18 protein-coding genes are annotated in these 19436 nt (G+C 53.4%); 8 read left to right on the forward strand and 10 right to left on the reverse strand.

Features of this window, described 5'->3' with window-relative positions; genetic code table 11:
- The first annotated feature begins 50 nt into the window (after positions 1 to 50).
- Both JNJ77_06005 and tpx read left to right on the forward strand, forming a co-directional pair.
- Positions 51 to 1034, forward strand: a complete 984-nt coding sequence (locus JNJ77_06005; GenBank protein MBL8822123.1) for a rhomboid family intramembrane serine protease — start codon at positions 51 to 53, stop codon at positions 1032 to 1034.
- A 71-nt stretch (positions 1035 to 1105) separates the two neighbouring features.
- Positions 1106 to 1642, forward strand: coding sequence for a thiol peroxidase (tpx, locus tag JNJ77_06010; protein ID MBL8822124.1), 537 nt, complete (start codon positions 1106 to 1108; stop codon positions 1640 to 1642).
- A 66-nt stretch (positions 1643 to 1708) separates the two neighbouring features.
- Here tpx and JNJ77_06015 read toward each other — a convergent pair whose 3' ends face one another.
- The 4 genes from JNJ77_06015 to JNJ77_06030 all read right to left on the reverse strand — a co-directional run bounded on the left by JNJ77_06015 (position 1709) and on the right by JNJ77_06030 (position 5196).
- The gene (locus JNJ77_06015) at positions 1709 to 2413 is read right to left on the reverse strand and encodes an immune inhibitor A (protein ID MBL8822125.1); all 705 of its coding nucleotides are present in this window, start codon (positions 2411 to 2413) and stop codon (positions 1709 to 1711) included.
- A 349-nt stretch (positions 2414 to 2762) separates the two neighbouring features.
- Positions 2763 to 3104: a hypothetical protein gene (locus tag JNJ77_06020; protein ID MBL8822126.1), complete on the reverse strand. Its 342-nt coding sequence runs from the start codon at positions 3102 to 3104 to the stop codon at positions 2763 to 2765.
- An 85-nt stretch (positions 3105 to 3189) separates the two neighbouring features.
- Positions 3190 to 4215 carry a hypothetical protein gene (locus tag JNJ77_06025; protein MBL8822127.1) on the reverse strand — a complete coding sequence of 342 codons (1026 nt, stop codon included), beginning with the start codon at positions 4213 to 4215 and terminating at the stop codon, positions 3190 to 3192.
- A 153-nt stretch (positions 4216 to 4368) separates the two neighbouring features.
- Positions 4369 to 5196, reverse strand: a complete 828-nt coding sequence (locus tag JNJ77_06030) for a hypothetical protein (GenBank protein MBL8822128.1) — start codon at positions 5194 to 5196, stop codon at positions 4369 to 4371.
- 215 nt (positions 5197 to 5411) lie between these two features.
- Here JNJ77_06030 and JNJ77_06035 point away from each other — a divergent pair, with 215 nt between their 5' ends.
- Entirely contained in the window at positions 5412 to 6395 is a 984-nt protein-coding gene (locus JNJ77_06035) for a hypothetical protein (protein MBL8822129.1), read from the forward strand.
- 109 nt (positions 6396 to 6504) lie between these two features.
- Here JNJ77_06035 and JNJ77_06040 read toward each other — a convergent pair whose 3' ends face one another.
- Entirely contained in the window at positions 6505 to 6729 is a 225-nt protein-coding gene (locus JNJ77_06040) for a hypothetical protein (protein MBL8822130.1), read from the reverse strand.
- A gap of 177 nt (positions 6730 to 6906) precedes the next feature.
- Here JNJ77_06040 and JNJ77_06045 point away from each other — a divergent pair, with 177 nt between their 5' ends.
- From JNJ77_06045 to JNJ77_06065, 5 genes are all read left to right on the forward strand, one after another.
- Positions 6907 to 8142, forward strand: coding sequence for a nucleotidyltransferase (locus tag JNJ77_06045; GenBank protein MBL8822131.1), 1236 nt, complete (start codon positions 6907 to 6909; stop codon positions 8140 to 8142).
- Positions 8143 to 8144: 2 nt separating this feature from the next.
- Positions 8145 to 8618, forward strand: coding sequence for a hypothetical protein (locus tag JNJ77_06050; protein ID MBL8822132.1), 474 nt, complete (start codon positions 8145 to 8147; stop codon positions 8616 to 8618).
- A gap of 98 nt (positions 8619 to 8716) precedes the next feature.
- Entirely contained in the window at positions 8717 to 9883 is a 1167-nt protein-coding gene (locus JNJ77_06055; GenBank protein ID MBL8822133.1) for a class I SAM-dependent rRNA methyltransferase, read from the forward strand.
- A 598-nt stretch (positions 9884 to 10481) separates the two neighbouring features.
- Positions 10482 to 11825, forward strand: a complete 1344-nt coding sequence (locus tag JNJ77_06060; protein MBL8822134.1) for a hypothetical protein — start codon at positions 10482 to 10484, stop codon at positions 11823 to 11825.
- Between the two features lie 290 nt (positions 11826 to 12115).
- Positions 12116 to 13462 (forward strand): mandelate racemase/muconate lactonizing enzyme family protein, encoded by a 1347-nt coding sequence (locus JNJ77_06065; GenBank protein ID MBL8822135.1) that lies wholly within the window; start codon positions 12116 to 12118, stop codon positions 13460 to 13462.
- Positions 13463 to 13470: 8 nt separating this feature from the next.
- Here JNJ77_06065 and purQ read toward each other — a convergent pair whose 3' ends face one another.
- From purQ to mutS, 5 genes are all read right to left on the reverse strand, one after another.
- A complete protein-coding gene (gene purQ / locus JNJ77_06070) occupies positions 13471 to 14250 on the reverse strand; it encodes a phosphoribosylformylglycinamidine synthase I (GenBank protein ID MBL8822136.1) in 780 nt (259 codons plus the stop codon).
- A 2-nt stretch (positions 14251 to 14252) separates the two neighbouring features.
- On the reverse strand, positions 14253 to 14762 hold the full coding sequence (locus tag JNJ77_06075; protein ID MBL8822137.1) for a hypothetical protein: 510 nt from the start codon (positions 14760 to 14762) through the stop codon (positions 14253 to 14255).
- A gap of 124 nt (positions 14763 to 14886) precedes the next feature.
- Positions 14887 to 16206, reverse strand: coding sequence for a PQQ-like beta-propeller repeat protein (locus JNJ77_06080; protein ID MBL8822138.1), 1320 nt, complete (start codon positions 16204 to 16206; stop codon positions 14887 to 14889).
- Between the two features lie 66 nt (positions 16207 to 16272).
- Positions 16273 to 16830 carry a transposase gene (locus JNJ77_06085; protein MBL8822139.1) on the reverse strand — a complete coding sequence of 186 codons (558 nt, stop codon included), beginning with the start codon at positions 16828 to 16830 and terminating at the stop codon, positions 16273 to 16275.
- A 66-nt stretch (positions 16831 to 16896) separates the two neighbouring features.
- Positions 16897 to 19362 carry a DNA mismatch repair protein MutS gene (mutS, locus tag JNJ77_06090; GenBank protein MBL8822140.1) on the reverse strand — a complete coding sequence of 822 codons (2466 nt, stop codon included), beginning with the start codon at positions 19360 to 19362 and terminating at the stop codon, positions 16897 to 16899.
- Positions 19363 to 19436: the final 74 nt, after the last annotated feature.

Raw genomic sequence — 19436 nt, forward strand, 5'->3', positions numbered from 1 at the left:
TGTTACTTCCCGTAGGCTAATTCGGTACATTCCGTAAGGCAAATGCGTTCATGCGTGAATTGACTGCGATAGCTGACAAGCATGATGCCCAGGTATTCGTCGATTATCTGCTGACTCAGAATATTTCAGCAGTGATCAGGATGGATGAAGGTCATCCGGTAGTCTGGGTGCATAACGAAGATGACCTCGAGCCAGCTCGCGCCATCTGGAACGCATTTCAGCAGAACCCACACGACAGCAAATACCGTTCAGCACAGAAACCAGCCAAGGAACTCCGCAAGCTCAAAGAAAAAGTAGATGCGAAATATGCCCAGCTCTACAAGGACAGTTACGAGTTCTGGGGACGGCCGAGCCCCAAACAGGTGCCCATCACTATCGCCTTAATCATCATCAGTGTTGCAGTCACTTTCTGGACCGAGTTTGGCGGCAATGTGAAGAACCTGCTGACACTTACCATGATGGACAAGGTGAGTAATCAACTCCCGCTTCAAGTCAAAATTCAGCCCGAAGCACAGGCCGAAGCAAAAAAGCTGCAACTCGAATCGCTGTTCCAGGGAGAATTCTGGCGACTGATCACTCCGATATTCCTTCACTTCTCCACCTTACACCTGCTTTTCAACATGTATGCCCTCTATTCCCTGGGGGGAATGATCGAATGCCGACGCAGCATCTGGTGGTATGTGATGTTCATCTTGTGCACCGGTATCTTTTCCAATGTCCTGCAGTTCATGTTTCCCACCTTGTTTGACCTGCACGCAGCAAAGGTTGTCGTTTTCGGCTCGCCACTATTCGGAGGTATGTCGGGCGTGGATTTCGCTCTGTTTGGCTTCCTGGTTGCCAAGTCAGTTTATTCTCCCGAACCGGGGATGGTGCTGCCACGCGATACCATTGTGACCATGCTCATCTGGCTGGTCATCTGCATGACGGGTTTTATCGGCTCTATTGCCAACACCGCCCACGTTGCCGGACTACTGATTGGCTTCGCCATCGGCGGGTTCAGCAAGTTCAGAAAACGATTTTTTCAGCAGCGGTAATCCTTTGGACAACGCTGCCATCCGTCCATAACTCAATAGTGCAGATATCTTTCACCCTGGAAACTACCTCCATGCACAAGCGTGCCAATGCATTCACCATGATGGGACATTCGCTGACTCTGGTTGGCCCGGAACTGAAAAAGGGGGACAAGGCTCCCGATTTCAAAGTTCACAAGTTCGAAAAAGGCAAAGGCCTGGTGCCTGTGTCGCTGCAGGATGCCCTGCAGGGCAAGCCCGCACTTTTCAGCGTGGTGCCTTCGCTCGATACTCCCGTCTGTTCCGTGCAGACCCAGAAGTTCAACAAGGAACTGGCTGCCTTTGCCGAGAAGCTCAACAGCTACACCGTCAGCCTCGATCTGCCCTTTGCCATGAACCGGTTCTGTAGCGATGCAGCTCACACCATTGATCAGTTGCACAATCTTTCTGATTACATGGATCGCTCATTCGGCACCGCGACCGGCACCCTCATCGATGAAGTGAAACTACTCTCCCGCGCGGTGTTTGTGGTTGATAAGACCGGCACCGTGGCCTATGCCGAGTACGTTGGTGAGGCAGGCAAGGAACCCAACTACGAAGCGGCGCTGAAGGCGATTCAGAGCGTGGTGTAAGATTGCACCGGAAAGTAAAAAAGGCATGTCGAAATCGACATGCCTTTTTTGTTATTGAATCAACGATTACTGACGGGCAAATCGGAGTGCTTTACGGCGTTTGCGACGCAGATGCACCACTCCGCCACCAGTAACCAGTGCCGTGACTATCAAGGCTATGGTTGCTGGTTCGGGCACAGCGACGATAGACAGGTTATCCATTCCGAAACCGCCTGCCTCTACGGAGCCATCGCTGCCAAACTGAAAGCGGATATCAACGGTCTGACCAGCGAACGCTGAGAGATCAAATTCAGCAACGCCACTGGCACCACCTGATGCCCCAATAGTATCATAGGCGAATTGTCCCAGCAGTGGATGATGGTCATGATCCAAATCAATGAATTGCATACCCGAAGTGGCAGTGGGATTCAGCAGACTGTTGGGTGGATTCAGGCCACCCGTGACCGATGCCTGGACATTGAAGCGATCAAAGTGTGTTTCAAACTGACCAACATAGTCAAAGGTCATGGTGATGGGACCGAAGGCAGGTAGTACCAGGCCTGTGATCTGATAGAACGAATACTCATCCGATGAATAGGTGGTGGCATGGCCCATCATGTTGGTGCCATTGTTGGAAAACCCGGTGTTGTTAATCAGGAAGGAGCCGCTGACCGATTCCAGCCCACCTAAACCTGATTCAAAATTCTGGCTGAACACCGTAATCTGGGCTGATGCGGTTGATACCCCTATAGCCAGGATGGCTAGTGCCAGCAAAGACCCCAAAAATTTCATAATGCAACTCCGAGTTGATGAACGGTAAGTAGTGTGAAAATAGTTCTTGAAATGAAGCTAATCAACAAAAAATTCAAATTTTCTTCACAATTTACTAATCAAGCAAAATTTGCGCAATTTTCCCATATTGCCTGATTGTAACCTTTTGACATTAATTCATTTCCCTGCCGATTTGTTGTTACTTGCTTCCAAGCCGAAAACCCTCACATCTGCGCATTCCAGCGGGCTGTCTGCAGGTAGGTCAGCCGATGAATCCCGATCCGCCTATGAAGAGTATGATCGCCATATTGGAGGTTCCAATGTGTTACTGAATGAGACCAGGGAAAGTATGTGCTGTCAAATGAAAACCCTACCTCACCCCAGGCAGTTTCAACCATCCCCGCTTGTATATCTCCCAGCCCAGCGCGGGTAGAAATGCAATCGCGCCCAGCAGCACGACAAGAATATGAAAGCCCAACAGACCCGAAGTGCGTGACAGCTCCCGTGCCGCATCAATGCTGTAATAGCAGGCTACACTTCCCAGTATGATCAGCAGGATCAGGGCAAACAGCGATTGTGCATCGGCTTTACGAATCGCACGCACTTCGAGCCAGACCAGCAGGTACGGGCCAAAGATGGCAATCAGAAGATAAATCCATCCCAGGAGATAGAAACCGCCACGTGAACCACCGCCTCCCAGATTGGTAAACATGAGTGCTCTCTTGAATTCCCCTCACCCCAACCCCTCTCCCCTGGTGGGAGAGGGGAGAATGAGGCGCTCATTCGGCAAGAATCATTTACGCAACCCGCCTCTCCACCCAAACCCGCATCTGCTCATGCCAGTGGCCGGGCTGCAGATAGCTCTGGTCATCGCCGTCATCATCTTTCATCGGCGGTACGCGTTTCCATTCACCTCCGCGGGGATCTAACTCGAATTCTTCGATCTCCAAGTCAGGATCCTTTTTGCGTGGGCCGACCAGGTCGTCGTCCAGTAGCTTGATGATGAACATGCCGAGAGCAAAGTTCAGTATCCAGTTGATCACCAGCAGAAACCGCGCCTCCCACGGATCAAGCCCGAAGATGGTCATGAACCCGACGAGCCAGACCAGCAGTGTCAGATACGGGCCAATAATCGGTATCATGCGGACGAGGTTGACAATGAATACCAGGAACAGCGAGCCGATGATGGCAGTCTTGGCATCGCCAAAATTGATGCCACCCCCCAGGGCACTGCTGATAAACATGCTCGCCACCAGTATCACCAGCGTAATGGGAACACTGATGGCAAAAACGGTCAGATGCTGAGCCCAGTCAATCGGATCGCCATCACGTGTACCTACCCGCATCATCATGATCAGGCCGAAAACCAGCCCGCCGGTGGTGACCAGTGCCCCCAGGCCACCGGCAATCCACATCCACAAGGGGAGACGCTCTGATTCCTTCGTCTTGAGTTTCTTCTTCTTTTTCTTTTTCTTGGGGACGGGAGTCGGCTCTTCAGGCGGTGATTCAATTACTTGCGCTTTGACTGGACGAGGCTTCGATGGTGAAGGCGGGCTGACAGGTGCTTCATCGGGCAACACTTCAAAGTCGCCGAACTCTGCATCGTCTGGCAGCACCTCCGCCAGTTCCGGCTCATCGTCTGTAACCGGAATGGCCATCAACGGAGTACCCTGGCCTGGAGCGGAAACCGGTGGCAATACCATCGGGGACATTGGGACACGCACCGGTTGACGGCATTTCGGGCAACGAACCTTCTTGCCCTGCAGCGATACTTTCGCTGCCAGCCTGGTCGAACATCGGGTACAACGAAGATCGGTCCGCATGGGTGGAATGCCTCGATCCGTGTGGAGAGTTTACACTCCCTGAGCACAGAATTTCAAGAAAGATGCCGTAAAAACTTCGCAAAGATCATTTCTTTCCCCACTCCCCCGGAAGGAGTGGGGGCACGGAGATTGGTGGCTTCACTCCATCAAGTCTCAACGCACCAGGCGTTGCCAGAGCCGGTAGAGTTCGCGATTGTTGCTGTGTTCCAGAGCATGCAGCGTTGCTATCTGGTTAATCCTGTTCCGTTCGATTTGCGGGATAGCTCGTAACGCCTGAGCTGTATCGTTAAACCCGCCATCCGTAATCTGGCCATTCACGATATCGACAAACATCAAACCAGTCTCGTAGTCAGTCGGATTGCGGACCGCCAGGATGCGTTCGAATACCATGACACCCCGAAGCGTTCGCATAATGGACTGTATCTGGGCTATTTCTGCCAAGGTTCGATGACAGCATGCAGGAAGTTGTTGCCGAGCGGCAGGTTGAGATTCCCGCTGTCGTGGAATGATGTACTGCATGGGTTCATGGGGTTCATCAATCTGCAGGCGATTGCCTACCGTGCGTTTTTTACCAAGCACCTCCAAGGTGTTGTTGGTCGTGGTATCGTCCAGCCTCAGTTGAAGGTCGGCATTGGTACTGGTGATTGCATTGACGATGACATTGCATCGATGCGTCACCAGTTTCCGGTTCTTCATACCAGCCAAAGTGATCCTGCATTCTTCGGCGCCATCACGTGCCCATCGCCTCTGTACCGTGATGCATGGAGAAACAAAATTGCCATGCTGCGGATTTGAACTCGCGAGCGCGGTATTGGGTTCAAATCGGCATTGGTGATGGACATACCAGGCTACATTGGCCGACAGCCAGCGTGCAATGGCATCAGCTATATCCACGCCTGATTCGAGCGGTGGCTGCACCGTTCGCACACTGTTTCCGCTGAATCGGACAATCAAATCCCGAAGGGCTTCTGCGTGTGTCATGGCATGATCTCCCACTGGCTAAGTTGATGAACTACTATCCACTCGCAATGCCGTCCGGTTGCCCGACAAGAATCTTTGATTAATTTGTTTCGCTGAGAAATGTCTCTGAACACTGCACATCACAACATCATCCATTCCAAGCGATTGTCCCATATTCCTGAAAATTCATGAATGATCTGACGTGTTTTTACTCAATATGTCGCATGAATCAGTAGATGGCAGTGACCACATTAAAGGCATACCTCATGGCGATTCCCGGACCGTTTCCTGAAAAGGCTGAGAAAGATACTCTGGTCGAGAACCAGATTCTATTTCAAATGCTGAAACCGCTGACTCAGGATGCACAATATGCATCCAGTAACTTTGCCGTCATGTATCTGCGTCCCACCCAGGCCAACTACGCTGGGTGGAATCTCGACAAGCCTCGTTTCAGCGCCAGTGTGCTGAAGAGTACGGTGCTGTATGCCGCCTACGAGTTGAGAAATCGAGCGAAGCTCGCTGCTCCGGGAATGAAAGCGGATGTCGTGCTGGGCAATCTGGAAGCAGCGTGGAAGCCGATAGTTCAGCATGCCGTGGCAGGCCCGGCGAATTTCCCCAAACTTGCCGAAATCTTTGAGCCCTATACCAGCACGGTCGACTTTCGAGATGATTTTCTTGCGGATTTGAAGAGCATGGCGACCTACTCGAACACCGAAGCATCGGGACGGGTGATTGCCAAACTGGGGCACCAGTACATCAACGGCGTCTTGGCCAAGCAGGGACTTTATTCCAGGCAGAAAAGCGGGCTCTGGGTGGGAGGCAATTACAACCAGATTGCCTGGCATCCATCACCCGGACACAGTTCGTACTATACTGCAACGCCGCGAGCACTCCTGCGATATCTCAATCTGCTCTACAACAATTCGCTGATCACTACAGAAGTTTCGAAAGAGATGAAATCAACCCTGGCTAACTTTTACTCGGAAAGAATCTGGACGAACACGCCGGGAGAGTATGACGATGCGAAATCTTACGGAAAGCTGGGCTGGGAGTATATGAAAAACACCAAGATTAAGATCTTATATGATGCAGCGGTCATCGCCCGTACTTCGAGCAGCGGGAACTTTGACTACGGAATAGTCATCCAGGGACTTACGGCTTCGATATTTTCGAAACTCGTCGTGGAACTCGACAACATCATGGTGGGCTTTCACCCGTAAGCGCCATGACAACCGGTATTTTTGTCAATGCATTGTCATTTGTTCGAATCAACGGCCTGAAATGAAGGTAACCGTCCTTAGCCATCAGATGGCACCCTGCGTCGATTGACTATTGATCGATAGCAGTCAGCATGCAGTATTCACTACCGGCACAGTCAAAAATCAACCAGGCACGGATGAGGTCAGCATCGGTGGCATCCTGTTCGAGGATGATAGCGTCTTTCTGGCCATGGCGAATCTCCACCGCCTGGTAATACCGGGCCATGAATCGACGAAGGAATGTAAGGAACGACGCAGAGAGATTGTCAGACTTCACGGTGATGCAAATGTTCATAACTGTCTCCATGGGTACGAAGCAACTCTACTCCATGTTCACCAGGTGCTGTCAAGCATCTATTTGATAAATGATGGCGTGTACACTACTATACATGTTAAAATGTTCATATATCCCTTGTCTGTTCACTACTGAACTCTGCTACGATGAGCCGATAGAGCATGCGGAGGGACATTCATGCCACTTCCATTCCGGGTCTACGGCCACGTTGATGTTGATGCGTTTTATGCGTCAGCAGCCCAGGTGCGCAATCCGTTCCTGATGGGTAAGCCGCTGGGTGTGCTGTCGAACCAGGCTTATTTTGTGATCGCCAAGAGTCTTGAACTCAAGAAGTATGGCGTGAAGACTGGTGAGCCATTGCCGGACGCTATCGCCAAGTGTCCACATGCCATTTTCGTAAAGCGGGACTTTGCCTGGTACAACGCGTTGAGTGACCGCTTCCACGCCTTCATGCGGAAAATGGTTTCTCCTGTTTGCGAAGAATACAGTGTGGATGAATGCTTCTTTGTGATGCCTCAGTATGAAGATGCCAGCACGTTTGCCGAGAAGGTGCGTGGGTTGGTGAAGAAGTATATCGGCCTGCCGGTGACGGTGGGATTGGGTCGTTCCAAGACTCTCGCCAAGCTCATTAGCGATACAGCTAAGCCCAATGGTGCGAAGGCGGTGCTGACGGAAGCGGAAGAGCATAAACTTCTGGGCAACCTGGCCGTCACGGAAGTTTCAGGCATTGCCGGGCGACGGGCCAGGAGAATGGAGCCTTACGGCATCAAAACATGTCTCGATTACATCAACACTCCCGTTGCGAGAATCCGACAGATACTCACTGTGGAAGGCGCCAAGCTCTGGAACGAGCTGCGGGGCGACCCGGTTTCGAAAGTACAGACAGAACGACAACGCTACAAGATTCTCACCCGAGGCGGTTCCATTGGCAGTGCTACTAATAAACCTGACCGTGCCTGGGCTTTCGTAGTCAAGAACCTGGAACGACTAATCGAGGAGTTGCATCGGCATCAACTCAAGACCGGCAGGGTTGAGTTTCATCTGGAGCAGCGTAGTTACGACTATCAGATGTATCATTTTGGAACCGGTTCCAACCTCGAAGCGCCAACAGATCGGTTTGATCTCTTGGTGGAAGTCTTCGAGCAGTTGTTCCGGCGTACCTATCAGAGACACTTACTGGTGTCGCGGATGCACTTGCTGGCTCACCGACTTGAATCTGCAGCAACTGCTCAACGGGGCTTGTTTGACCCGCCTGATGAGCCAGAACGAACACTAGCAGTTACCAAGAGGCGAATCAACACGGATGTCAGCCGATTTGCGATTCGGAGCGGTGCCACCTTGCCTATTAAAGACTGGTATGACGACCCGGCCCTGGGCGAAGAGGCGATTGCTCCGCAAAGAACGGTGTGGTAACCATGTGTGATGCGGTTTCAATCTCGCTGAAACATCTGCCGACGAAATACCATCACCATCCTGCGATCATAACCAGGGTGACAGGCCGTGGTGGCGAAGAAGAAGTGCAGTTCTACTACGACCGCAAGCCTTATCCGCCGCTGTTACCTATCGTGCTCGAGGATCAATTCCGCATAGTACGCTGGGGAAATCGGCAGCGACGCAGTAAGGTGTTGCCCCATACAGGTCGGGTCGAAGTCTGGGAACTGGAGCAAGGCATCTGGCAGCATACCGATATTCAGGAGGTGCTGATTACGGGCAATGCCGCCTTGCATCGCGGTGTCTGGTTCCCATTGCTGGAAGGCATCAAGGGAATCTATCTACGGGATGAACACGGTACGCCCACGGTATTTATGTTGATGGACAAGCCCTCGGACTACTATGGTATCATGACCAAAAGCAAGGTGATGCCAGTCATCGTAGGGGATATTATTTAATAAGACGCTCATGGTTCAGGTGCATCGCGGCGAATCGTGAGGACTACTATCTCATTTTCCCAATCAACATCAGGCAGGTTATCTCATAAGACAACCTCATGGATACACTGCCTGTCATCAGCTTGAAAATTGAAAGGCGTTCGTCGCATCCGTGGATCTTCCAGAAGATGGTGGAGAAGCCGATGCAGAAGCCGCCGCCCGGCACCATTGTGGATATCGAAGACATCTCTGGCCAATGGGTGGGCCGTGGTTTTTACAATGGCCACTCGCGCATCAGCCTGCGTGTGCTGACATCGAATCGCGAGGAAGTCATCGATGCCGATTTCTTCCGCCGCAAGATCAGTCAGGCAGTTGCACTACGTCGGGAACTGCATCAACTCGATACCGTGACCAGTGCTTATCGGCTGGTTCATTCGGAAGGCGATGGCCTGAGCGGCCTGGTGGTGGATCGCTTTGGTGACATCATCGTGCTCGAGTTTTTCTCGGCAGGCATGTTCAAGTGGCGAAACACCATCATGGAGATTCTTGCAGAGTTGTTCCCCGGCACATGTTTTTACTGGTTTGCTGAGGAGCATGTGCAGAAGCAGGAATCGTTTGACTGCTGGCCGCCTGAACAGCCTGAGGGGGTGAACATTACCGAGCATGGGTTGCGATTCCGAGTGCAGCCCGGTGCCAAGCATAAGACAGGTTTCTTTGTCGATCAACGCGACAACCGCAATTACCTGACGCAGTTCACCGCGGGAAAAAAGGTGCTCGATATCTGCTGCAACACTGGTGGCTTTGCAGTCTATGCCAAGGCCAAGGGTAAAGCGGAGGAAACCATCGGTCTCGATCTCGATGAAGAATGCCTGGAGACAGCTAAACAGAATGCCAACCTCAACCAGGCACGTGTCCGCTTCGTGCAGACGGATTTGTACCCCTGGCTGCGTGATTCCATTGCCAGGCAACAGTTTTTTGATGTCGTCATTCTCGATCCAGCCAAGCAGACCCGCGATCGCGAAGGCATCGACGATGCACTCAAGCAGTATCTCGACATGAACCGATTGGCGATGCAGGTAGTGACTCCCGGTGGAGTTTATCTGACTTGTTCCTGCACCGGGTTAATCAACGAAGATTTGTTTATTGACTGCATTCGACGATCAGCGTGGCAGGCAGGCCGCACACTGCAGATTTTTCATCTCAGTGGCGCCGGACCTGATCATCCTTATTATGCTCACGTTCGCGAAGGCCGGTATCTGAAGGCGGTGTGGGGGCGGTTGCTGTAGTATTAGCCAGTGGGAAGCCATTTACGAAGTTGCGATGGATAGATTTGTCAGCTTGACTTGAGCCGCCGTTCATGCATTATCAGCAGATGAATGACTTGAAGATAATGTAACTTTTGCATCATGACGCTTCGTGTTGCCATCGCGAATTCCTACCTGGCATAGCTAGGCGAAATGGCGAGATCGGTAACCATTTTCTCTATCTCTCGCAGAATACCTGCCTTATACAGGTAGTTTGAAATGATGTAAAAGGAAGTGAGCTAGAGTATCGTTTTAGTGCAACTTATAAACAGGTAAGAGTTTACGTCGAATCCATAATGAAAAAGAGTAACCAACGTGTAGTGCAAGTTTCAAAGAAGGTTGACTTTAACGGCTATTCCGTGGTGGAAAGTTTCAAGGTTAGTACGGGTGGTGACGATAAAGTGGATTGAAACCATAGTGGCGTTGGTATCGACGCGACAGTTGCCGCTGGGGGAGTTGGCCAGGGGAAGGCCGCAGGCGGCAGACCGCACCACAACTGGGGAATCTAGGCACGCACGAAACTGTTTCGACCTTGACTGTTAAGGAAGCAACAGAGCGGCGGCCCAAGGAGACGACGGCAATGGCTCGATGGAAAACGCTCTTGCTTGCCGGGGCGCTAGGCTGCTGGCCGGCCCTTGGCTACGCCCAAGCAAACTTGCCGGTCCCACCGGCGGGACCTGGCGGAGATTTAGGCGTACCAGCCTTGCCTCCAGGCGCGAACACCGGAACGATCTCTGCACCGGTTGCCGTATCAGGCAGCAGCATGAGTCGCCCGGCTCGCGTGTCCCTCTCTGACATGGGTTCAGGCTCTGGAATGATGGGTGGCGTACCCGACGTTACCGGAATGCCCAAGCCCGAAGGCATGATGTTCACCGGCATGAACATGGGTATGTCGCCGATGATGGGTGGCGACCAGGCCCAAGGTTCCTTTATGCCTGCCAGTGCCAACTGCTTTGCTCCTGGATGCCCCGTGGGTGTTGAACCCTGTGGCACCACGATCCATGCACGTGGCCCCAGTGGCTTCATGCTCGATGCAGGTATCATGTGGTACCGCGTCAAGCGAAGTGATCCTTCTTTGCTCACTCGCCAGTTCATCGACAACGGCGGTTTCGGCGACGTGACCGTGGGCGTTCAGGAAGATTACGGTTCAGCAACCGGTGCAGGCTGGTGGGTTGGCGGTGGTTACCTGGCTCCCAACGGCTGGTTCGGCATGGTGACTTATCGCAAGTACACCGACACCGTTCACAGCGACCGCGTGACTAACGATGGCCTCGATCCTAACTTCTCCATCGAATACATCGGACCTGGCCCGCTGGGCAGTGGTGCTGGTGGCGATGTGCCAGGCAATGGCTTCATCGACCGAGGCTTCGCTGTTGACTGGACCAACGTTGACGCGATGATAGGCACCGTGATCAGCCCGGCTGAATGTCTCGACATCGTCTTCAGTGGCGGTATCCGCTTCAGCAAGTTGGAACAGAACTACGATGTTTTCATCAATCGTGATCTGGGTGCCTTCAACGCTCAGCAACTCTATACACGGTTGCAGGGTGCTGGCCCTCGCATCGGTCTGGAAACACGTGTCTATCCTTGCTCGCCATTGACACTGTATGCCAAGGCTTACTCATCGATTCTCTATACAAATCGCGTAGAAGAAGCTAACACCATCTTTGCTGACGGGTTAGGCAACTTCACTCAGGGCTTCACAACCTATACCCGTGAAGAACTCATGCCAGTGATTGAATTGAGCCTGGGCTTCGACATCAATCTGTTCAGCGGCCGATTCATCATCGGTGCTGGCTATGACATGAACTACCTGTTCGAAGCTGGTTCGACCTACTCCGAACAGACGACTAATCCCCGCTCAGCCCGCCATGTCAACCTGGCGATTGACGGAGTGAACCTGCACGCCACCTGGCTGTGGTAACCGGTTAGCAGTAAATGAAACAAGCCGCGAGAATCTTCTCGCGGCTTGTCTGTTTTTGATTGGTGTACGGAGTGTTGTGGCATGGTCGTAACTGTACTCAGTTTCGACCCTGCAGTTTCGCGACCATTTTGCATTTCTTCAGGGTCGTGATGGTACTCCATCTCGACCCTGCCAAAGCTAATCACCAAACTTGTGGAGAAGCATTTGACCTGCTACTGCAATTCCATTGCATTTACCTTGCATTTACGGTCTACTGAGACAGTTCATCTCGAGACCCGTTGAGTTCGTCCATGTCGGTTGCGGTACGTATTGTTGATGTACAACTGGGTGAAGAGACATTCCGTTACCGTACACCGATCAAGTTTGGCGGCGTGGCGGTGGATCGTGCCACGCTGCTCAATGCACATGTAGTGATTGAAGACAAGCAAGGCAGGCAGCAGGTGGGCTTTGGCTCCATGCCGCTGGGCAATGTCTGGGCCTTTCCCACCACACAATTGACATATGATCAAACGCTGCAATTGATGCAGGAACTGGCTGAGGATGCGGCACATATCGCCCGAACGCACAAGCTCTGGGGCCATCCGCTGGAACTACATGAAGTACTGGAGCCAGCCTGGCTGCAGGCAGCACGACTTCGTTCCGAAACTTTGCCGGTGAAAATACCAGACCTGACAACGCTGGTGGCTACCAGTCCCATTGATGCAGCCATACACGATGCCTATGGCAAGCTGCATGGCCGCAGCAGCTATGAGTGCTACGGCGCCGATTTTCTCCATCGCGATGTAGGCAGTTTCCTGGGCAAGGAGTTTGCCGGGGTCTGGATTTCAGACCATATCACGACAAACCCTGTCGCCAGCCTGCCTTTGTACCATCTGGTAGGAGCGCTGGATGCACTCACGCCAGCGGAAGTCATCACCAATGGCAAATCGGATCAGTATCCCCAGCACCTGGCAGATTGGATTCGTCGCGACCTGCTCACGCATCTCAAGATCAAGCTGAATGGCGATGACCTGGCCTGGGATGTGAACCGGGTAATTCAGGTCAATCATGTCGCTGAGAATCTGCAACATGAACGCGAGACCACTGAGTGGCATTACTCACTCGATTTCAATGAGAGATGCCAGTCGGTGGGGTATTTGCTGGAGTTCATCCAACGGCTCAAGAGCAAGTCGGCACAGGCGTGGAGCCGGGTGCAGTACATTGAACAGCCAACGGCACGGAACCTGAAAGCGCATCCGGAAAACAAGATGCACGAGGTATCGAAACTGGTGCCGGTAGTGATTGATGAATCACTGGTGGACCTGGAAAGCCTGCAACTGGCCCGTGAGCAGGGTTACACGGGTGCAGCATTGAAAGCCTGCAAGGGACAAAGTGCCTCGCTGCTGATGGCCTGTGCTGTCCGGCACTATGGTATGTTTTTGTGCGTACAGGATTTAACCTGTCCAGGCGCCTCGCTGATTCATTCCGCAGGCCTGGCAGCACACGTCAAAGGTGTGGCAGCGATTGAAGCCAACGCCCGGCAGTATCTTCCCGCAGCCAATGAGCGGTGGAAACGCAGCTATCCCGGACTGTTTGAGCCGGTGGACGGAAGATTACTGACCGGACAGCTCAAGGGGTTGGGGTTGAGTGTCTTGTAGTAGTACACTCAACGACGCAGGTAGGCTACCGCATTCTGGAAAAGTAGAAGGCCATCGCCTTGGGGGGCGAGACCCCGGCGGGTCCAGCGTGGATGCTGGTAAGGCAGAATGTGTCTGTCGGGGTGGGGCATCAGGCCCAGCACGCGGCCGGATGGATCACAAGCCCCGGCAACATCGCCCTGTGAGCCATTAGGATTGTAAGGTTGATTGGCCCGCTGGCCTGCACCAGCAATATATCGTAGTACCAGTTGGTGATGACGTTCCATCTCCTGCCAGGTGGCCTGGTCGCGTGTGACGAACCGGCCTTCACCATGAGCGATCGGCACTTCCATGGTGACGTAGCCTTCGAGGAAGGGGCACTGGTGTTCCGGGTTGATGCCCAGGGTTACCCAGCGATCCTGAAAGCCATGCGGCAGATTGTTAGCGAGCGTGGCAGGAACCTGTTGGTCTGCATCGGGCGGGATGATCAGCCCGGCTTTGAGCAGCACCTGAAAACCGTTGCAGATGCCGAGGATCAGTTTGCCTGCATCGCGAAACTGATTGAGTGCATCGGCGAGGAACGTCTGCAACTGGACCGCGAGGATTTTGCCAGCAGCGACATCGTCGCCATAGGTAAAGCCGCCTGGAATGAGGAGCAACTGATAATCGTGAAGCAAGGCGGGCCGTTCGCGAAGACGGTTGATGTGTACAAGGTCAGGTTTGGCGCCGGCCTGTTCCAGGGCGAAGGCAGCTTCCTGGTCGCAATTGGCTCCGGGAGCACGCAGAATCAAAGCACGGACGTCGGCCACGGTTATCTCGCCAGGCCAGGTTGCTCCGCGCGTTTGATGAGTTCCCGGCGAAGCTCTTCCCAGCGAGCCTGGATATCGCTGGTCATACGCATGTTATAGATGCCTGGCTGCCCGGTGGCAGGTGCAGATTGCACCATCGCCAGCAAGGTGCTGACCTGGTTCTTCAAGTCGCCGATTTCCAGTTGCCCCATTTTCTGAAAACGTTCAACGAGCGGCTCGCGATGAGCCACGGCCAGGTTGTTGAGAGTGGTGTAGGCGGAGTAAGGTTGCTGAAGCAGATTCAGTGCAGCCAGGTATGGATTATTGTTCGGGTTCGAGGCTGGCGTGATGATGCCCATCGCTTCGCCCAGGTATTTGACGCCGACCAACCCTGCGATGAGCATGATGACCAGCACCAGCCAGGGCAGCATCGGGTGCGATTTCTTGTTCTGCTTCAGCCAGAGGAGTACCCCTGCACTGAGCAGCAGGATGACCATGAGGGCAATGGATAATTCAAGAAGCGAGTTAGTCATGCTGCAACAGTCCCGGTGGAGCTATGGGGAAGTATAGCATGGGAAAGCGTGAAACCGTTGGGCAATACAAACTCAACAGACTTTCAGCATCATTTGACTAGTACAAATCAACCCGCTCCTTGCATCACTTCCCCAGCGATACGCACACTATTTCCTTGTCATTCCGTGCAAAGCAGCACTTGTCAGCAAACGCAGGGTGGCTCCAGACGACATCTCGGCCAAAGCACTCGTTAGTAGGCTCCAGAATCTTCGCCCGGCTCAGTTCCTCATAACCATTCGGGCTGAGCTTCGCGATAATCAGGTGCCCCGTCTCGCTGAAGAGAAAGAACTTGTCGCCGTTTTTTACCAGGAAGGTAGTGCCGGAATTGGTGGGTCTGCCAGACTTCTTACCCGTTGTCGGCTCATAGGCTTCCCAGAGACGCTTGCCCGTTTTCAATTCCACGCAGCGAAGCTGGCCAGGCTGATCGATGCCATAGATCAAACCGTTCTCGATGATGGGCGTACTGTTCACCGGACAGACCGAAGAATTACGATCACCTTTCCATAGCACTTTCGCTGCAGGTTTTGAAGTATCGAGTTCCAGGCAGGCAGACACAAACCCGATACCACCCGCAAACAGGTAGTTGCCTTCCAGTCTCGGGCTCATGATCGACATGTCGTATTGAGGCACCAGCTTTTCCGACCAGTATTCCTTGCCGGTTTCGGGATCGAGGCTGGTGATGTTTTCCGCATTCCAGTGAATGAGTTGCCGCGTGTTGCCTACGGTGTAAATAACGGGTGGGCAATAACCCTGTTCCTTGGCAGTTACTGATTTCCATAGTTCCTTACCTGTCTTACGGTCGAAGGCCACCAGCGTGCTGCCTTCGCCACCCACGCCGCAGATAAGCTTCTCGCCATCCACCAGCGGATGACTGCAGAAACCCCAGGTGGGCGATTTCGTGTTGTACTCCTTTTTGAGTTCTTTCGACCAGACTGCTGAACCCGTATTTGCATCGCGGCAGCTCAGTGTGCCCTCAGCCCCTAAAACGTAAACCAGTCCATCGATCACCGTCGGCGTACAGCGTGGCCCGCTGGCATAGGAGATTTCATAAGGACAGGCGTACTTGTATTCCCACAACTTCTCGCCCGTTTTGGCATCGAGGCACAACAGCCGTTCCTGGCCATTGAACTTGGCACGCACATTCGGACTATTCCCCAGCTTGCCTTCACCACGAACATAATCAAAGACATACACTTTGCCGTTGGCAACTGCTGGTCCCGCATATCCACCCGCGAGAGGCTTCCGCCAAAGTATCTTGGCGCCCTCAGCCGGGAACTGATCGATGGTGCTCGTTTCGTTCCAGCGTCCATCGCGGTTAGGCCCCATCCATTGCGGCCAATCTTCCGCAAAGCTGAGAGTAGGAAGTGTTAATACAATAAATATCCAAGAGGAATATCGCAGCATCAATCAACTCCTCACGAGCCGGGAACGTTAGTGACCGGAGTATTCTATTGTTAGCGGTACGATAACTCAAACCAATCGCCCTTCCTCGGCACACCACACTACTAGTGGATTAGGCTGGCGTTCAAGCACATAGCGCGTGGCATTCTTAACGGCGCTATCGTCTTTCAACTTGCGAGTTGAGCCTTTGCTGGTCCACCATGTTCCTGAGGCAGGCTTTCCGTATTCTCGATTCAATACTCGTGACGCATATGCTTTGAAATCTGCCAGGACCCGAGCAGGGCCTGCTTCATCAGGCACTAGGACTATCAAGTGATAATGGTTAGCCATGATCGAGATAGCCACCAGCGTCCATTCCCGAAACACGGCAGTTTCTTGAAACTGTAACAAGACTTGCTCTGCCTGGGGCAATGACAAATAGACTGGTGGCCCTTTCATCAATCGTTCCGCGCTGCGCTGAAGCCCCGGTACGTAGTCCTCATAGGGTTGGCCCGGCAGGTCATGTTCTTGTCGAGAAGTTGTTTCTGCTTCATTCGGTCGCTTATCACGAACCGACGTAACTGAACCTCGGGGATCGCCTGGAAGCCAGGTGCCGTAGGTTGTGTTGGTGATAAGCCAATAGGCCATCATCCTTCTCCACTCTCTAACGATCTCCGGTCACTAACGTTCCTGGCTCGCAAATACGTCTACCCCTCACCCAAACAACCCGGGCTGATCTTCCGCCTTCTTCCGCTTCCGCTTCACCGTCTCCATCGCCTGAGCTGGCACTGACATCGGCTTGTTCTCCAGTTCATCTAATACTTGTCTTGCACGTTCCAGTACCGGCCCCGGCACGCCTGCCAACTGGGCGACATGAATGCCAAAACTCCGCTCCGCTGCACCGGGCGAAATGCGATGAATAAAGGTTATCTTCCCCATCTCTTCATGCACCGCAGCATTCCAGTTGCGAACGCCGGGCAGCAACTCAGCCAGCTTGGTCAACTCATGGTAATGGGTCGCAAACAGCGTTCTGCAACCAATTACATTGGTCAGGTGTTCCACAATCGCCCACGCCAGCGACAAACCATCATAAGTGCTCGTGCCTCGACCAATCTCATCCAGAATCACCACACTCTGGGCAGTCGCATTGTGAAGAATGTTGGCTGTCTCTGCCATCTCCACCATGAAAGTGCTTTGGCCACGCGAAAGATCATCGCCGGCGCCAACACGCGCGAACAAACGGTCTGCCACGCCGAGCCTTGCGGCATGCGCGGGAACAAAGCTGCCCATCTGGGTGAGTATCTGCAGTAACGCCACCTGGCGGATGTACGTGCTCTTACCCGCCATGTTCGGGCCGGTAATCAGCCAGAGCATGCCGCCCCGTTCCGACAATTTGGTATCATTGGGCACGAACGTGCCGACAGGCAACGTCTTCTCCAGCACCGGATGTCTGCCTTGAACCACTTCGCACACAGGCTGATCCACCAGTTCAGGCATCACCCATTCGCTGCCATCCGCGAGTTCCGCCAGCGAAAGTAGAACATCCAGCGTAGCCAGCGCTTCCGAAGTAGCCAGCAACTGCGGTGCTGCTTTCGCAGTCAAATTGCGAAGCTGCACGAACAGATCGTATTCGAGAGCTTTGCTCTCGTCTTCTGCCTTGAGCACTTCCTCTTCGTGCTTCTTCAATTCAGGTGTGATGTACCGTTCGCAGTTCTTGAGTGTCTGCTTGCGCTGATAGTCCGCTGGTATCTTGTTGGCATGGGTGTTAGTGATTTCGAGGTAATAGCCAAACACCGAATTAAATCCGACTTTCAAACTATTGATGCCGGTGCGTTCAATCTCCTGTGCCTGGTAGCTGGCAATCCATTCCTTGCCGCCTCGAGTCAGTTCACGCAGATGATCGAGTCGGGCATGAAAACCCGCCCGAATGAAGCCGCCTTCCTTAGGCGACAAAGGCGGCGCTTCAGCCAGGGCAGTGTGCAGTTGCTGCTGCAATGTGGTACACGGGTTCGTCCGCTCCTGCAGAATGCCAATGAGCGACGATTGACACTTTCTCAATGCTTCCAGCACCGGCGGAACAGCACCAAGCGCCAAACCGATGGCTGACAGATCGCGTGGACTGGCCCGGCCTGTGCTTGCCTTGGTCGTCAATCGAGGCAGATCGGGAAACTGTTTCAGATGATCTCGCAGCGAACGCCGCAGCGCATGTTGCTTGCGTAACTCTGCGACCGCATCGAGTCGTGTCTGAATCTGCGACCGATCGGCCAGCGGTGCGGAGAGCCATTCATGCAACAGCCTGGCTCCCATCGATGTGCACGTGCGATCCATCGTATCGAGCAGTGAACCTTCACGTCGACTTTCGCGAAGTGTCCGCACCAGTTCCAGACTCCGCCTTGTCACCTGATCCATCAGCAGCGTCTGGCCACTCTGGAAAGGCTCCAGCCTGGTGATATGCTGCAAGCTGTTCTTCAGCATGTCCTTCAAATACAGGATGAGTGCCCCAGCTGCCTGCAGGCAAGGCTGATGATCCTGAAAGCCAAACCCCTCCAGCGTGCTGATGGCAAAATGCTGATGCAGCGCCTGGCTCGCCGTATGCCCATCAAACTGCCAATGTGCCCGAAACGTGAGTGTAAAACCCGAATCAGGCTGCCTGAGCGGGTTCAGCACCTCGGCAGGATAGTCGCCCGGCCAGATGCACTCTGATACGCTCAATCGCCCCAGTTCCTCGAGCAGTTCCTCCGGCTCGATATCGCGTGCTTTGAAAACACCACTGGAAAGTTCCACCCACGCCAGGCCCCATCGGCCTTTGTTGCCCGGAAACACCGATGCCAGGTGATTGGCCTGCTTCGGATCGAGCAGGTTCTCTTCGGTCAATGTGCCCGGCGTAACCACCCGCACCACTTCGCGTTTAACAATCCCCTTCGCCTGAGCGGGGTCTTCCATCTGTTCGCAGATAGCTACCCGATGCCCCAGCTCAATCAATTTCCGCAGATGCACTTCAAGGGCATGATGCGGAAATCCTGCCATCGGCAACTGTTTATCCCGGCTCGTCAATGTTAGATGCAGTTGCTTGGAGATGCTGACCGCATCGTCGCCAAAGAGTTCATAAAAGTCTCCCATGCGGAAAAGCAGCACTGTCCCCGGATGCTTATCCTTGGCATCCTGGTACTGCTGCATCATGGGGGTGAGAGACATCGGGTGTGCAGTCCTGAGTGCTGAGTCCTGAGTGCTTAGGATACAGGATGAGTTTGCGA

This window comes from Planctomycetia bacterium, assembly GCA_016795155.1.
GTDB lineage: Bacteria > Planctomycetota > Planctomycetia > Gemmatales > HRBIN36 > JAEUIE01.

Bases quoted from the DNA above. Each gene is read 5' to 3' on its own strand.
- JNJ77_06015 (MBL8822125.1), bottom strand. From the start codon at position 2,413: ATGAAATTTTTGGGGTCTTTGCTGGCACTAGCCATCCTGGCTATAGGG.
- JNJ77_06080 (MBL8822138.1), bottom strand. From the start codon at position 16,206: ATGCTGCGATATTCCTCTTGGATATTTATTGTATTAACACTTCCTACT.
- JNJ77_06065 (MBL8822135.1), top strand. From the start codon at position 12,116: ATGTCGGTTGCGGTACGTATTGTTGATGTACAACTGGGTGAAGAGACA.
- JNJ77_06050 (MBL8822132.1), top strand. From the start codon at position 8,145: ATGTGTGATGCGGTTTCAATCTCGCTGAAACATCTGCCGACGAAATAC.
- JNJ77_06005 (MBL8822123.1), top strand. From the start codon at position 51: ATGCGTGAATTGACTGCGATAGCTGACAAGCATGATGCCCAGGTATTC.
- JNJ77_06075 (MBL8822137.1), bottom strand. From the start codon at position 14,762: ATGACTAACTCGCTTCTTGAATTATCCATTGCCCTCATGGTCATCCTG.
- JNJ77_06035 (MBL8822129.1), top strand. From the start codon at position 5,412: ATGGCAGTGACCACATTAAAGGCATACCTCATGGCGATTCCCGGACCG.
- JNJ77_06045 (MBL8822131.1), top strand. From the start codon at position 6,907: ATGCCACTTCCATTCCGGGTCTACGGCCACGTTGATGTTGATGCGTTT.
- JNJ77_06060 (MBL8822134.1), top strand. From the start codon at position 10,482: ATGGCTCGATGGAAAACGCTCTTGCTTGCCGGGGCGCTAGGCTGCTGG.
- JNJ77_06085 (MBL8822139.1), bottom strand. From the start codon at position 16,830: ATGGCCTATTGGCTTATCACCAACACAACCTACGGCACCTGGCTTCCA.
- JNJ77_06040 (MBL8822130.1), bottom strand. From the start codon at position 6,729: ATGAACATTTGCATCACCGTGAAGTCTGACAATCTCTCTGCGTCGTTC.
- mutS (MBL8822140.1), bottom strand. From the start codon at position 19,362: ATGATGCAGCAGTACCAGGATGCCAAGGATAAGCATCCGGGGACAGTG.
- JNJ77_06020 (MBL8822126.1), bottom strand. From the start codon at position 3,104: ATGTTTACCAATCTGGGAGGCGGTGGTTCACGTGGCGGTTTCTATCTC.
- JNJ77_06055 (MBL8822133.1), top strand. From the start codon at position 8,717: ATGGATACACTGCCTGTCATCAGCTTGAAAATTGAAAGGCGTTCGTCG.
- JNJ77_06030 (MBL8822128.1), bottom strand. From the start codon at position 5,196: ATGACACACGCAGAAGCCCTTCGGGATTTGATTGTCCGATTCAGCGGA.
- JNJ77_06025 (MBL8822127.1), bottom strand. From the start codon at position 4,215: ATGCGGACCGATCTTCGTTGTACCCGATGTTCGACCAGGCTGGCAGCG.
- tpx (MBL8822124.1), top strand. From the start codon at position 1,106: ATGCACAAGCGTGCCAATGCATTCACCATGATGGGACATTCGCTGACT.